We start from the raw sequence: 15163 nt of genomic DNA on the forward strand, positions 1-15163 counted from the left end.
AACGCGAATGATTTAGGGGATAAAAATGCAGAAAAAAAACTGTTGCTACGGTAATATGTTGCCCTTTCATGAACAAACAGATTTTGATTTATGCCACAACTCTCCCGCTATAGTGATGAACATGTTGAACAATTACTGAGCGAACTGCTCAGCGTACTGGAAAAACATAAGGCGCCGACCGATCTTTCCCTGATGGTGCTGGGAAACATGGTCACCAACCTTATCAATACCAGCGTTGCGCCAGCTCAACGCCAGGCGATTGCGAACTCTTTTGCCCGCGCATTGCAGTCTTCGATTAGCGAAGACAAAGCGCACTAAAAAGCCGACTCCGGAGAAACAAGCGACAGGTATGGTAACTCATCGTCAGCGCTACCGTGAAAAAGTCTCCCAGATGGTTAGCTGGGGGCACTGGTTCGCTCTGTTCAATATACTGTTGGCTACGCTGCTCGGCAGCCGTTACCTGTTTGTCGCCGACTGGCCGACAACGCTTGCAGGTCGTATATACTCTTACCTGAGCATTGTCGGGCACTTTAGCTTTCTGGTGTTCGCCGCCTATTTACTTATTCTTTTTCCGCTCACGTTTATCGTGATGTCCCAGCGGCTGATGCGGTTTTTATCGGCTATTCTGGCGACGGCGGGTATGACGTTATTGCTTATCGACAGCGAGGTCTTTACCCGTTTTCACCTGCATCTTAATCCCATTGTCTGGGAGCTGGTCATCAATCCTGACCAGAACGAAATGGCGCGCGACTGGCAGCTTATGTTTATTAGCGTGCCGGTTATCTTATTGATTGAGATGTTATTTGCGACATGGAGTTGGCAAAAGCTGCGCAGCCTCACGCGCCGCCGCCATTTCGCAAGGCCGCTTGCGGCATTCTTTTTCGTCTCCTTTATCGCATCGCACCTTATCTACATCTGGGCAGACGCTAATTTTTATCGGCCGATTACCATGCAGCGGGCAAACCTGCCGCTCTCTTATCCGATGACGGCGCGACGTTTTCTTGAAAAACACGGTCTGCTGGATGCGCAGGAGTATCAGCGCCGTCTGGTAGAGCAAGGCAATCCGGAAGCGGTCTCCGTACAGTACCCGCTCAGCGATTTGCACTATCGCGACATGGGCACCGGTCAGAATGTGCTGCTCATTACTGTAGACGGCCTGAACTATTCTCGCTTTGAGAAACAGATGCCGGAGCTGGCTAAATTCGCTGAACAAAACATCGACTTCACCCGTCACATGAGTTCAGGGAATACCACTGACAACGGTATTTTCGGCCTATTTTATGGTGTATCGCCGGGCTACATGGATGGCGTGTTATCCACCAGAACGCCTGCGGCGCTCATTACCGCGTTGAATCAGCAAGGCTACCAACTGGGACTGTTTTCCTCGGATGGCTTCACCAGCCCGCTTTACCGGCAGGCATTACTGTCCGATTTTTCGATGCCGGCAGCGCAGACGCAGTCTGATGCGCAGACGGCCAGCCAGTGGATAGACTGGCTTGGGCGCTATGCACAGGAAGATAACCGCTGGTTCTCATGGGTATCATTTAACGGTACTAACATTGATGACAGCAATCAGAAGAATTTTGTTAAACGCTACGCCAGCGCCGCCAGCGACGTGGATGCGCAAATCAATCGGGTTCTGAACGCACTGCGTGAGGCCGGTAAACTCGACAATACCGTCGTGATCATTACCGCTGGTCGCGGCATACCGCTAACGCAGGAAGAAAACCGCTTCGCCTGGTCGCGAGGACATCTGCAAGTGCCGCTGGTGATCCACTGGCCGGGGACGCCTGCGCAGCATATTAATGTGCTTACCGACCATACCGATGTGATGACTACGTTGATGCAACGCCTGTTACACGTCAGTACGCCAGCGAACGAATATTCACAGGGCCAGGACATCTTTACCGTTCCACGTCGCCATAACTGGGTAACGGCGGCAGACGGTAGTACACTGGCAATTACGACGCCGCAAATGACCCTGGTGCTCAATAATAACGGTAATTATCAGACATATGACTTACACGGCGAAAAGATCAAAGATCAGAAGCCGCAACTCAGTCTGCTGCTGCAAGTGCTGACAGATGAGAAACGTTTTATCGCTAACTGATTAATTATAAATCAGTTAGCACCGCCTCCCCTTGCATTCGCGATGGAAAGCGGTAGTATTAGCACCCACAAGTCGGCACGTAGCGCAGCCTGGTAGCGCACCGTCATGGGGTGTCGGGGGTCGGAGGTTCAAATCCTCTCGTGCCGACCAAAATCCCTTAGAAAAACCAACCACTTAAGGTTGGTTTTTTTATGTCTGTTTTTTGTACGGGGAAGATTTCGGGAGCTATCGGGGAAAAACCCCCGAGGCCATTCATCTATTACAGGACATCAATTCAGCAGATTACATCACCTGACTCCCGTCAAACTCCCCTGATCTTGCATCGCTAATGACACACTGATCATGCCAAATACCGACGGAGCACGACGATACCCGTCTTCATCCGCTGGTAGCCGCTCTTTTTTTGACTCCAAATTGCCTGGTGAAGTCGCGGATAGCTTCTGTACTGCTTAATACGTAACCGGCTGATAAATTCCTATGCCACGCTGTAACCCGGGCTGTCGTAAATGTGAAAAATCAGGGAGCAGATTTAATTAAACCTGTTACTTAGCCTGAAGCAGGTCTTCTCCGATCATGATGGTTGCCGGCATCCACGTTACAAACTGCCCCGAAAAATATTCCTGACCTGCCCCCTATTGACGATACCCTGCGCCCACCAGACCCGGTGACATCCCCGGTTCATAGATCACCGGGGGCAGTAATCATGCCGGATCTGGCGGACTAATACCCCATTATAAGGGGTTAGAATAAGGCAATGCGGGTAACAGGGTTACCTACGGGTAAAGGACAGTGTCGCGGCAGTCATCGTTTCGTCGCAACGGGAAATATCGCTGTAAGCCGATTTCTGCTTTGTTAACAACAGCCATTCTCCGGCAGGCAGTTGATTTACGGTGATAATCCCTGTTGCATCACTTTTTAATATCATTTGCGAGGCATGCTCATGATGTTCAACTGTGTTTCTGTGAGAACGGTGATCGTGGTGATGCTGAGAAACATACTCCGCAGAGTTGATCTCCACTTCCGCATTCTCCAGGGGGACGTTTTTATACATTATCCTGAATTTTGCAGGATGCTCGCTGGCTTTCAGCGGATTCGTCACAGGAATGATCTCCAGCTCCTGGCCTGTCGGTTGGGCTATGACAGCCATATCAGCCGGACCTCCGGTGCCTGTGATGGTCCGGGCATATTTTGTGGCAAATTCACAGTAGGTCACATCCGGCCGCTGCTTTTTATCGGCAGCCCTCCAGCCTGCTGAGGTACGGGACCAGAACGTCGGTTTCATACTGGCGGTAATAATATAGCTTTCTGGTACCGGGATATTTTCAGCCCGATAGATATAGGCCTCCCGTGTGGGCTGCAGTGTGATGATCTGTTTTCCATCCGTCAGTCGGGGAAGGGAGAAGTAATGTTTTCTGCCAGGCAGCGTTCCCCTGTCTGGAAAATGGTGACCGTAACCAATCACTGCCACAACCTCCCTCTGTTCAGAATGAGACGTCACCCAGACATCGTGCGCCCGCACGCTGAAAGCCATAAGGGAGAGAAGAAACGTGGCTGAAACGGGTAGTGTTTTCATTTGATGTTATTCCTTTTACCATTGGTAACTCAGAAAGAAATTCAGTGAACGCCCGGGAGACGGTAGCCCCTGTACGCTATAAGCCTGCTGATTAAAAGCGTTATCCAGCACCAGAGACGCTGTCATCCCCGCTTTAGTGTCAGGAAGATGATAATCAAGCGAGAATGCATGCAGGGCATATCCGGGCTGTGTTTCTGCATCTGCTTTTACGTGACGGGCGGGAGCAACAAAGGTACTGCGCCATCCCGCCGCGAGTCCCTGACCGGGAAGGGGGAGTGCCAGAGTGCTGACAACCGTGTCCGGGTTCAGCGTTCCCAGCCACTCCCGGCTGGCATCATCCATCCCTTCCGTTCGGTTATATGACAAATCCCAGTTAAACCACCGGGTGGCGTAAGCCGCCTGAACGTCCCAGCCCCAGATTCTGGCGCGCGGAACGTTATAGGAGTAGGTTCGTTTTCCCGGCATATCGACTCGTGTGGCAATGTAATTTCTGGCATGCGTACTGAAATAGCTGCCTTTCAGCCGAAACTCATCATCTTCCGCAAACAATGAAACAAAACGCAGTCCGGCCCCTATTTCCTGAGAAGTATTGGTCTCCGGTTTCAGATCGGGATTTGGAACCCAGTAATTAGGCCGGCCGCGGGCATAAAAATGCAGGCCATCCCGGTACATTTCCTCCATTGTCGGTGCCCTGAATGCGGAAGAAACGGACCCATATATGGTGAGCCATTCAGTTGGACTGAGGGTCAGTGCCGTTCTGGGCGATAATTCCCCGGCCGTCAGTTCCCCGTACTGGGGATTGATACTCTGGTAATGATCGTAACGGATACCCGTCACCAGTGAGACAGGAAAATTCCGCAGAGTGATTTCATCCTGCAACAGGCCGGAATAAAAATTAATTTTGCCCTCCGGATAACGCGTTTCGGCTCCGGAAGGCGTGTGGCGCTGCTGGTAATACTCGACTCCCCAGGAGAAATGATGGGCTGTTGTCTGTGTCTGAATCTCACTACGGTTAAGGACCTTCATGCCGTAGGTTACGCTCTGGCGGTTCTGACTTTCCCGGCCATCAGGCCTGGCCTTAATCCGGACGTCTGAGGTATACAGACGGGTTTCCAGATCCAGCCAGCTCTGATCGGCAGGATGCAGGTTATAGCTCAACTGCGCATCGCGTTGTGTGATATGCCGTAAATACGCCGCCGGATTGCCGTTGCCCGCGCGACTCAGTGTGGGGTTACCGGGTTCTTCTGATGTATTATCATAGAGTCGGATACTGCCGCCTAAAGACTGAGCATGATCGAACTGATAGAGGCCCTTTGCGAGCAGAGCCCCAGGCTTCTCGTCATCAGGGGCGGTTCCGCCGTCACTTTGTCGAATATTTCCCCGCTGGCGTTTAATTACGGACAGGAGCCCGTCAAAGTTGTCGGTACGACCGAAGGCGGAAATACCGCCTCCCAGACTGCGATCGCCCGTTGCTCCGGAGGAAAAAATGCGCCAGCCCGCATGCCGGCCATTTTCCAGTAAATCTGCGGCACTGACGGTCTGGTAGCTGATGACCCCACCAAGGCCTCCGCTGCCATAGAGACTGGACATTGGTCCCCTGACGACTTCCGCTTTTTTGATTAATGCCGGCTCCAGGAAAGTGGCGCTGCTTTTATCCATCCCACTGTCCTGTCTGACACCGTCCACCATAACAAGCACACCGCTTTTGTCATAACCCCGCAGGTTAAATGTTTGTCCGTTGGTTCTGCCGACCCCCACGGGGGTGATACCGGCAATGCCCCGAAGAAAATCGCCGGCGGTAAAGGCTGTCCGGGTATAAGCCGCATGATTATCAATCACGTTGACGACAGAAGGTACCTCAAAAGCTGAGATTTCGGTCCCGGTTGCGGTAATGGTCATAGTGTCCTCTGCGGGAGAGGACGCATGGCTGAAGGCGGGCATACAAAGCACAAAAATGGGATAACAGTGAATGGTTGGTAATTTCATCATGGTGTAAGAATTGTAAAAAAAGAAATGTTATAACATAACATTTTACAAAAAAACACCATTTGGATATGAAGTTAACGGTTTCCCCCGTGCCACCTCCCCAGGCTGTTATCCGTAATATATTATCGTATATTACGTAATGACCTGTTTCTGACCCCCGGCTGAATCTGGGCAGCCGATGAGTATCATCCACCTTCGCTGTTTTCAGGTACAGGCTACAGTGGACCTGCGGAGGAAATGCATTCAGAACAGCATTAAATCCGGTAAATTTAATATATTTAATCTGAGTATCACCACCGGTATGTCATAGTTAAATTGTTTATCCTGCCCTGCAGTCGCATTTCCTGTATTTTTTGTATAGATCAGAATATTTCCCATAATGGTATAAGCGTACCGCAGTGTGATTTTGGTTGTCCTATATGTCGAGCCTGTCCTCACTGCCGATAGGTATAGATCGACAGCCACCGTCTATGGGAATTAACTGAACTGTCGGACGCAACTGTAACCACTTTATTATGAACTCAAATTATGGCTTTTATAAATTTTCTGTATCGCATCAATAGCCCTACATCATAAATAGTGGTCAACCGCTTGTTCGATTCTTTAATAAATTGATGGAATAATTAATCATCATTTAATTACCGTACTAACCTTTTGAAGAGAATTACCTCAAAAGACGGTTCTGTGCTATTCGTCACATAAACAGCAATAACGGTAATAATATGTTTGACCAGACATCTACTTAATCTCAGAATACTGTACATATATCCACTACTGGATATATGTACACATCAATTAATTAAGGAAGGAAAGAGTATGACTGTAGAAAAATCCGTGGTTTTTAAAGCTGAAGGTGAACATTTTACTGATCAGAAAGGCAACACTATTGTCGGTAGCGGCTCTGGGGGAACAACCAAATATTTTCGAATTCCAGCAATGTGTACAACCTCAAAAGGTACCATTGTTGTATTTGCTGATGCGCGCCATAACACTGCCAGCGATCAGTCCTTTATTGACACAGCAGTGGCCCGTAGCATAGATGGTGGGAAAACATGGAGTAAAAAAATTGCGATTTATAATGACCGTGTCAACAGTAAACTTTCCCGCGTCATGGATCCCACGTGCATCGTGGCGAATATTCAGGGAAGCGAAACAATCTTCGTCATGGTCGGCAAATGGAATAATAATGATAAAACATGGGGCGCATACAGAGATAAAGCTCCAGATACTGACTGGGATTTGGTTTTATATAAATCAACTGATGATGGCGTTACCTTTTCAAAGGTGGAAACGAACATCCATGATATAGTAACTAAAAATGGAACGATATCTGCAATGCTTGGCGGTGTTGGATCTGGTATTCAGCTAAATGACGGTAAACTGGTTTTCCCGGTACAAATGGTTCGTACTAAAAATATCACCACAGTTCTAAATACATCATTCATATACTCCACTGATGGCATAACATGGTCATTGCCATCAGGATACTGTGAGGGTTTTGGTTCAGAAAATAACATCATAGAATTTAATGCTTCTTTGGTTAATAACATCAGAAACTCTGGCCTCCGCCGTTCTTTTGAAACAAAAGATTTTGGAAAAACATGGGCTGAATTTCCTCCGATGGACAAGAAGGTTGACAACAGGAATCATGGAGTACAAGGTTCAACAATTACTATTCCATCAGGCAATAAACTTGTCGCGGCTCACTCATCCGCGCAGAACAAGAATAATGACTATACCAGAAGTGATATCTCTCTCTACGTTCACAATTTATACTCCGGGGAAGTAAAGTTAATTGATGATTTTTATCCGAGAGTCGGTAATGCCAGTGGGGCGGGTTACTCTTGTCTTTCATATCGTAAAAATACAGATAAAGAAACACTGTATGTTGTCTATGAAGCCAATGGAAGTATTGAGTTCCAGGACCTCAGCCGTCATTTACCCGTAATAAAATCATACAATTAAACATCAAAAAATAGCCATTGCTGCTATATATTATATATAGCAGCAGTTTCTGCTACATAGCTATATTTTTATCGCTGAGCTGGTTTTTCCGGCAAGTCAGCATTTGAGGCATCAACCCGATTTACCACCCTATATTTTTCCATTCGTCGAGCTGCGCTTTCTCATCATCTGTTGCAATTCCAGGATCAACGGCATCCGGTAATGGTGCGGCTTTCAGCCATTTAAAAACGGCGCCATGGGATGTCGGAGGTTCTAATTCTCTCGTGCCGACCAATCAATCATCTGAGCCAGTCTACAGTCATGCAGACTGGTACAGAACCCCCTTAAAAAGTTGTGCTCTTGCATCCACGGTTTAAATGTCTGTGCTGTGACCGATCGGTCAGCCGCCCCAAAATTAGTCAGCCGAAATCTTGCTTTTCTCTAATTAATTCAATTAATTATTGGGATAACTGTAATGCAAAAGCCACGAGCACTCACCACTATCGGGATAAAAAGTACCCGCTGAATCATTAAAGTAATGGATTATGCCCTTACCCGCTCTGCAAACGCAAAACGCTGCGTGAATGACTACTGGATCTATTGATTGGTCAGCTTTATGAACATGGTTGCAGTGAGCTCAAATCCCGCCTCAACCCCTTCGTTAATTATCTGCCGGGCACTCTGTCCTCAAATGCTTTACTGGTAATCCGCAGAATAAACCAGGAAGACATCCTTGCCCTCCAGCGGTGAAGAAGAGCTCCCACCTTAACGATAAACTGCTCGCCCCCCTCTACAAGTTGCTCAACAGCTAAGCAGAGGGTTCACCCGTATCAGCGAAAGCAGCTTCATTGAGCTTCAGCGTGTTGCAGCCTGGATGGAAGCTGATGCTGCAGCAATATGTGAAGCTATTAATAGCAGGCGTGACGGTGTAGTCGGAGTATGCGAATCGTCTCAAAATGCTGAAACGGCAGATGCACGCGTGGGCCCGATTCGAGCCAATGAGACGACGGGTGATGAGTTCTCTGGCGTGAAGGGCGCTATTCCTATTGAATATAATGCATTTATTTCTTCTGTATAAAAATAAATCAGCCAGAAAACGCCTCAATATTCATAATAATTATCTATTAAAACAATGCAATCGATAGTCACTCACTATTATTTATTAAAGCAACGTCAATACTTATCGCTTTTTGCACTAAAAACGGCAAAAAAAAATTTTTTCGATAAAAATTTCAAATTAGAATTTCCTGTAAATAAAGACTAGAATTATTACTAATTGTTGCCGAGTAAATAGATATGGGTATTTTCATTTCAAAAAAGTTAAAATATTTTATAATGGCTATGGAAAAGCGTTCTTTTGCCAGTGCTTCTGAAGCATTGTGTATCACACGCTCACCACTAAGCAAAGCAATCACTGAAATTGAAGAGCATCTAGACGGCAAATTATTTATCAGAAAACATAATGATTTAATACCCACACCTCTGGCAATAGAATATTATAAAAAATGCAAACCGATATACGAAGATTTATTAAAGCTGGAGCAAAACAAAACGGTAAAATCATATAAGATAATTTTCGATAGTTATTTTCCTTTGAGTTTTGTAAATTTCTTACGCGATTTTATTGAGGCACCAGGTATTGAATTCCGCGTTGAACACACAATTATTACACCTGAGAACCTATTCTCTCTTAAAAATGAAAACAAAATATTTATAACTTTCAATGACATAATTGACATTCCGGATGAAAATAAATCCTTATTGACAACCGGAGGCTTGCTCATGCTATCACCATTTATCCCATCAAATAATAACGTATTCGTATGCAAAGATATTTATATTAATTTCCTGAAAAATATATTTTCAAAAATTTTAGGAGATTTTTTACGTGACATTAACTTTGTTGAACACACTTACGATCTTTCCTCTTTGATCTACAAAGTAAAAAATGGTGACGGCCATGCATTGCTCACCAACAAATTAGCACAGTACTATAACCTCAATGGAATAAAAAAAACGCCAATAAAAGAATATAACAGTCGCTTAGTCATTTATCATGATGCGTCTGTTCTGGATAGCAGACCTTTGTTAAAATTGAAACAAATACTTAATGATTTTATTTAGTAAAAAACCGCCTTTTTAGAAGGCGGTTTTAGTACCAATACGCAAGTACTAACTCAAAAAGTCAAATCGAAATTTTTGCTAACTCTATTAGGGTTAATCTAAAAACCCTCCCCTATTTTCACTTCCTGATATCCATAGCATCGATCTTCACGTCTTTAGACGGGCATCTTCTCTATAAGATCGCGTTAGTTCACTTTTCTTATCTGATGACAAAACTGCACTTATTGAGTCATTTATTGAAAAAAAAACCACCCAAAATATTTATAATACTTATTGTAGTGTGATTAAGAAAAACATAATTCATTGTCTCTATCAAAAGTAGAGACATATCAACTATACAAGTAATGCCATTACATATACTGCGTAAAAGGCATTATCTGTAACAATAAAGGATAGTGAAATGAGTATGACAGCCACTTTATCTCTCAAAAAGTTAGAGGAGCATTTTGGAATACAGGATCAGTTATCCAACCGCGGATATTATTCTATATTTGATATCCTGAAGCTATCAAAAAGTGAATTTACTCGCCAGTATCAAGGCCTTTTTGGTGCTAAAGCCAGTAAAATCTACGATACCGCTTCCGGTTACGCAACGCAGATTATGCTGTTGTTTCGCAAAAATAACCTTGCTCAGGCGGTGCAGACGTCGGTGTATTCCACTCAGTTGCAGGATAACGATTCTGTAGTGCCCACAAAGGGCGGCCCGACGTGGCAAACCCTATTTACTGATGACTGGCGTGAATATTGTCAGAATAGCGCACCGGAAGCCAATGACTCTCCGGTTTCTTATCTCTCCTGGCTGTATAATCAGGCCACGAATTTTGAATCACAGATGGGGGTCGATAATATTATCCCGCTGGCTGTCCGCCGCCCTGACTTAGCAGAGCTTATGCTGGATAATGACGCGATTAATCAGGTTGTGCCCTCTTTGCAACTGGTTAATAAGGTACTTGAGCAGTCCGTCACTCCATACGTTAATAACATCGCCCCGAATACCAGCGTTAGCGAAACGCTAGCTGCCACCCGTTATTCAACGCTTCTACCTTATCATTACCCACATCAGCAGACGTTGCTTTCCCTGAAAGCCAGTGACGAATCTCTACAGAATACAATTAAAAAAACCGATACCGCCTGGCCTTATTTTGTGAAGCAGAACCTGCGTGCAGGGAAAGCGGAAACAGCATGGCAACTGGGCAGTGATCTGGCGCCTGAGCAGCAGAACATTCTTATTGAAAATTTTGCTGATTCTACAACCGAATTAACTAATTTCTACTATCAAAGTCTTGGGTTAAATTCCAGTAATTTTGAACCTTTCGTAAATAGTGATGTTTTATGCCAGCAACTCGGCATTACCAAAGAGGAGATGGAAAACTTAATCGCCTCAACCTGCAACGAGTCTAAAGTCTCTATTTCAGATAATTACCAACCTGCTTATCAGACATCCGGATCTGATTTATATGGCGCCAGTTACATTAATAACTATCTTAACGACCCTGTATTGTTGCAGGACAGAAGTATGGTAAAAGATGAAGGCACTAATCCGACGCCGATGTATATCAGCTCACAAGGAGTTAGTTTTGTAGCTGGCAAGTTTGGTTCAGCGTTAAAAATTGATGCGACAAAAAATGCTGAAGTCTATTTCAAATCAAATATTGCTACTGATGGTTCCCAACTTATTCCTTTTACATTATCGTTCTGGTGTAATATCCCAGCGAATATAAAGTCAAACAGTCTGGTGGTGACCAATAAAACAGATCATTATGTTTCAACTGCAAAAGGAATTACCGTTAAGGCATCTCCTGGCGAGAATGGTAATTGTAGTCTGGAATTAAGCGCGTCAGATGGCGAAAACGACCCGCTGGCCGTGTCACGTGTACTCCCTGCTGATACCTGGATTTTCGTGTGTATTGAATACTCACTCAACACGAATCTTTACTTGATAACTAATGTTAATGGTTCTGGTTCTACACACTACGACACCATACAAATAGACTCCCCAGAAAGCATCGCATTAGAAGAAGAGTATTGGGGATTTAATGGAAATTATGGCAACAAATACTATAAAGATCATAGTAGTTGCCGTTCAGTCCTTTTATATGACGATATTGCCGTTTGGAATAAGAGTCTAAGCGATAGCGAGATAAATACTTATCTTTCAAAAGGTACCACAGCGCTAGCGTTAAATGATCCAATTCAGTATTATTCCTGTGATGCTGCTGACGTTTCTATCACAAAAGAAACATCGCCAAAAATAGAAGTTTCCCAATCGCAAAATGAATATTATCCAGAACTACTATCCGATAGATATGGTGAATATTATAAACTCTGCGCAACGAAAAGTAACTACATCCGCCTGAATGATACTATTTGTAATCAGTTCGATGGTAATCAGGATTTTTCATTCGGTTTTTGGTTCAAATACTCCGAACTTCCAACAAACAGAACCCCGGTAGCCATGAATATATATCCAGAAAATGGTGAACATGGTTTTTCCATTGAACTTTATTCAAGCGGCGGTCTTCACGTCATTGCACAAAATGATCACAACTACAAAAACCTTGATACCGCTGCATTAACTACAGACACATGGTATTACGTTGCTCTCGTATGGTGCACATCGACTATGGTTGCCACCCTATATTTGGTGGAGGAGGGTTCAAGTGATATCAACGTTTATGAAACCAATGCGGTTAACGCGGGTTCATTTACTAAAAACGGTGAATTCTGCTGGACACTTAACGAAAGTGGAAATGTTAACCGAACATGGTACACCACAAACAATGATTCTTCAGTAGCACTCTGTTTTTCTGAGCCTGCATTCTGGTCTGGCCTCATCAACCAAAATGATGTCGCGCTTATTGCCTCATTACAGAGTTCATTGGATGACAAAGATTCGGGACTCAGTTTATATCCAGCGTGTTATTTCGACTTCAATACTTGCCCGACACTCATGCATCTGAGCGATGTACGTATGCAGCGCATCAATCGCATGGTCCGTTTACAACGCTGGCTTGGCCTCTCCTTTGAAGAGGTAGATTTATTAATCAACGCCTGTATTCGCGGTCAGGGTAGCCAGAATAGCGATAACTCCCTTAACGCACAAACGCTGCGCATGTTGGGCGTTTACCGCCACTGGCAGCAAGCGTATCAGGTCACCGCTTTCCAGTTTGCCGCTATCCTGTATCAAATTACGCCTTATGCGATCTCTCCTGCTGTTCCTTTTCTGGACCAGGTATTTAATACTGCTTCCGCTTTTGATGAACCGTTCAAAATTACCGATCGGGCGTTTAACTATACCGCGCTGACTGGTGAGGATGGTCAGATTGTCAAGCAGATTTGCACGGGTCTTAGCATCACCCGCACTCAGTTTCTGGTACTGGCGAAACAGGTCAGCGATGCACAAAACTGCGGCGCGAATACCCTAATCTGCTCGTTAGATGTTATCACTGCGCTCTACCGTCTGGTGATGACGCCTCGCTGGCTGGGTCTTAGCTTTGAGGATGGCGTAGCATTATTAATGCTGGTAGAAGAAGGCAAAGCGCTGGCACGTCTTGCAAATATTCCGGTGTATACGGCAGTAGAGAATAGCGCCAGCGATCTGCTGGATACCCTGATGGCGTTGTCTGACGCCGCGCAGTGGCTTGCTGATAATAACCTGACGGCGACCTGGGCGCTTGCCATGTTACATGACGGTGGAAAGATTCTTCCGGCTACAACGGCTGAACTGAATTTTGTGACCGATATTAATCAGCAACTCTCAGCCTCCCTCGTGACTGAGACCAGTTTTGATGGTATTGCATCCCCTCAGCTCAGCCCACTTACTTTTTCAAGTTATTCAGTTGTAACCGACAGCCCGACGGGTAACGGTTTCCAACTGGATTCAACACAAAATCAGTATGCGCAAATAAATGGAGATATTAACCAGGCCGTTGACGGGCTGGAAAATTACACGATTGGCGTCTGGATAAATATCCCTCAAAAACTCAGAGATATAACACCTTTATTAGTAAATGCCACTATAAAAGACACAGACCACCTGACAACGGATATTGGTATTTATCTGTTAGCCAAATCGTCTAATAATATCACACCAGGCATACATGACCTTAATCAGGACGGAAACAGTGGAGATATTTCATTTACGCCAGGCACATGGTTTTATCTCGCTGCGGTTATGAATACTGAAAATAAAAAATTCACCGTTTATATTGTTGACCGCGACACTCAGCAGTTAAGGAGTAAACAACTCAATATATCGTCAGTAACAAGTGTGACGTCAGGAAATAGATGGGCACTGAACCAGGATGGCGCCCTGCAATATTATAACATCTATCCAAACCGTGCCGGCACAATTCAGTATGACAATCTCACCGTGTGGAATGAATCACTCACAGAGGACGATATTAAAGAAATTAGTGCTTCTTCTGAGGTTGCAGGGGGTAAAAACGATTATATCGCGACAACAACCCTGGCAGGTAATTTTACCTGGACAAAATGTTTTGACGATTTGCTTGATGCTAATGGCCTTATTTACCCGGTAACGCCAGCATCAGGTGAAAGCGTCAACTCGCAGATTGAAAAACAGGTCCGGGCGGATATTCAACGCTGGCACTTGCCGCAAACTCCGCTGACACATGAACAGATTGCAGAGTCTGCTGCAACGATTATCGCGTCAGCGAAGCAAAGCCAGGATGGTATTGCCGATAGTGCGCTGGCAAAAGCGTTTAATATTGATCACTCATATCCGCCATACCTGCTCGCCTGGGCCGCATCCTCTGAATACGATCTGCTCAGCCAGAGCCTGGCGTTAAATGGTATCACGACGCCAGATACAGTCCCGGATGAGTATCAACAATATCTGTATCAGATTGCCCGCCGCGCAGGGTTATGTAATACCTTTAACCTGACGCCAGCCATGCTTTCGACGTTGCTGGCCCACCCAGCCTGGTTCGGCGTAGCCGATACTACAATTGATTTTAACTTGTTGTATCTGTTCAGCCGCTATAGCGACTGGATGAAACTGGCCGATAAAGAGGACGCCATGCTGGCTTACCTGCGCAGGGTAAACGGCACGCCATCGCCTACCCCAGAACAGGCCGCCTCTTGTCTGGCGTTGCTAACCGACTGGGAAAGCGATGAAGTCTTACAGGCCGCCGCGCACGCCGACCCAGCCACAGGGATCGCCACAACACTAGCGCACATTGACGTTGTGATGCGCCTGAAAACGTTGTGTACCCATACCGGTACATCCGTTGAAACCATGCTGAATACCGGCGACCTGACCACCACCTCCACTTATCAGGAGTGGCAATCTGTCGGAGAGTCATTAGTCGCCGCGCAAAGTAATCACTAATTATCCAACCCTTTTTGCGGAGCCATCCGCAAAAAGATTTATTAATACCGTCACGGGCGGCGGGACTTTCGTC

The 15163-nt window shown here is 45.6% G+C and carries 7 protein-coding genes, 1 tRNA gene and 4 pseudogenes; 8 read left to right on the forward strand and 4 right to left on the reverse strand.

The window, feature by feature from the left end; all coding sequences use genetic code 11:
* Positions 1–90: 90 nt before the first annotated feature.
* The 4 genes and pseudogenes from F4V72_RS19445 to F4V72_RS24505 all read left to right on the forward strand — a co-directional run.
* The gene (locus F4V72_RS19445) at positions 91–318 is read left to right on the forward strand and encodes a YejL family protein (protein ID WP_001135903.1); all 228 of its coding nucleotides are present in this window, start codon (positions 91–93) and stop codon (positions 316–318) included.
* A 31-nt stretch (positions 319–349) separates the two neighbouring features.
* A complete protein-coding gene (gene yejM / locus F4V72_RS19450; protein WP_111764102.1) occupies positions 350–2110 on the forward strand; it encodes an LPS biosynthesis-modulating metalloenzyme YejM in 1761 nt (586 codons plus the stop codon).
* Between the two features lie 73 nt (positions 2111–2183).
* Positions 2184–2260: transfer RNA gene (locus F4V72_RS19455), tRNA-Pro, on the forward strand.
* Positions 2261–2570: 310 nt separating this feature from the next.
* A pseudogene (locus F4V72_RS24505) lies at positions 2571–2660 on the forward strand (SOS response-associated peptidase); the annotation flags it as partial.
* A gap of 219 nt (positions 2661–2879) precedes the next feature.
* On the opposite strand, the gene F4V72_RS19465 reads toward F4V72_RS24505, so the two are convergent.
* The 3 genes and pseudogenes from F4V72_RS19465 to F4V72_RS24510 form a co-directional block, all read right to left on the reverse strand.
* On the reverse strand, positions 2880–3683 hold the full coding sequence (locus F4V72_RS19465) for a DUF4198 domain-containing protein (RefSeq protein WP_023248359.1): 804 nt from the start codon (positions 3681–3683) through the stop codon (positions 2880–2882).
* Positions 3684–3698: 15 nt separating this feature from the next.
* Positions 3699–5582, reverse strand: a complete 1884-nt coding sequence (locus F4V72_RS19470) for a TonB-dependent hemoglobin/transferrin/lactoferrin family receptor (RefSeq protein WP_232081689.1) — start codon at positions 5580–5582, stop codon at positions 3699–3701.
* Positions 5583–6084: 502 nt separating this feature from the next.
* Positions 6085–6192: pseudogene (locus tag F4V72_RS24510) on the reverse strand (DNA polymerase V subunit UmuD); the annotation flags it as partial.
* A gap of 203 nt (positions 6193–6395) precedes the next feature.
* Here F4V72_RS24510 and F4V72_RS19480 point away from each other — a divergent pair.
* On the forward strand, positions 6396–7634 hold the full coding sequence (locus F4V72_RS19480; protein WP_136058178.1) for a sialidase family protein: 1239 nt from the start codon (positions 6396–6398) through the stop codon (positions 7632–7634).
* Positions 7635–7702: 68 nt separating this feature from the next.
* On the opposite strand, the pseudogene F4V72_RS19485 reads toward F4V72_RS19480, so the two are convergent.
* Positions 7703–7848, reverse strand: a pseudogene (locus F4V72_RS19485) (tail fiber assembly protein); the annotation flags it as partial.
* Positions 7849–8406: 558 nt separating this feature from the next.
* Between F4V72_RS19485 and F4V72_RS24515 the strand changes: the two are divergent.
* From F4V72_RS24515 to F4V72_RS19495, 3 genes and pseudogenes are all read left to right on the forward strand, one after another.
* Positions 8407–8644, forward strand: a pseudogene (locus tag F4V72_RS24515) (ISL3 family transposase); the annotation flags it as partial.
* Positions 8645–8909: 265 nt separating this feature from the next.
* The gene (locus F4V72_RS19490; RefSeq protein WP_023248362.1) at positions 8910–9737 is read left to right on the forward strand and encodes a LysR family transcriptional regulator; all 828 of its coding nucleotides are present in this window, start codon (positions 8910–8912) and stop codon (positions 9735–9737) included.
* 400 nt (positions 9738–10137) lie between these two features.
* A complete protein-coding gene (locus F4V72_RS19495; protein WP_136058176.1) occupies positions 10138–15090 on the forward strand; it encodes a Tc toxin subunit A in 4953 nt (1650 codons plus the stop codon).
* Positions 15091–15163: the final 73 nt, after the last annotated feature.

This window comes from Salmonella enterica subsp. diarizonae, from assembly GCF_008692785.1.
Lineage (GTDB): Bacteria > Pseudomonadota > Gammaproteobacteria > Enterobacterales > Enterobacteriaceae > Salmonella > Salmonella diarizonae.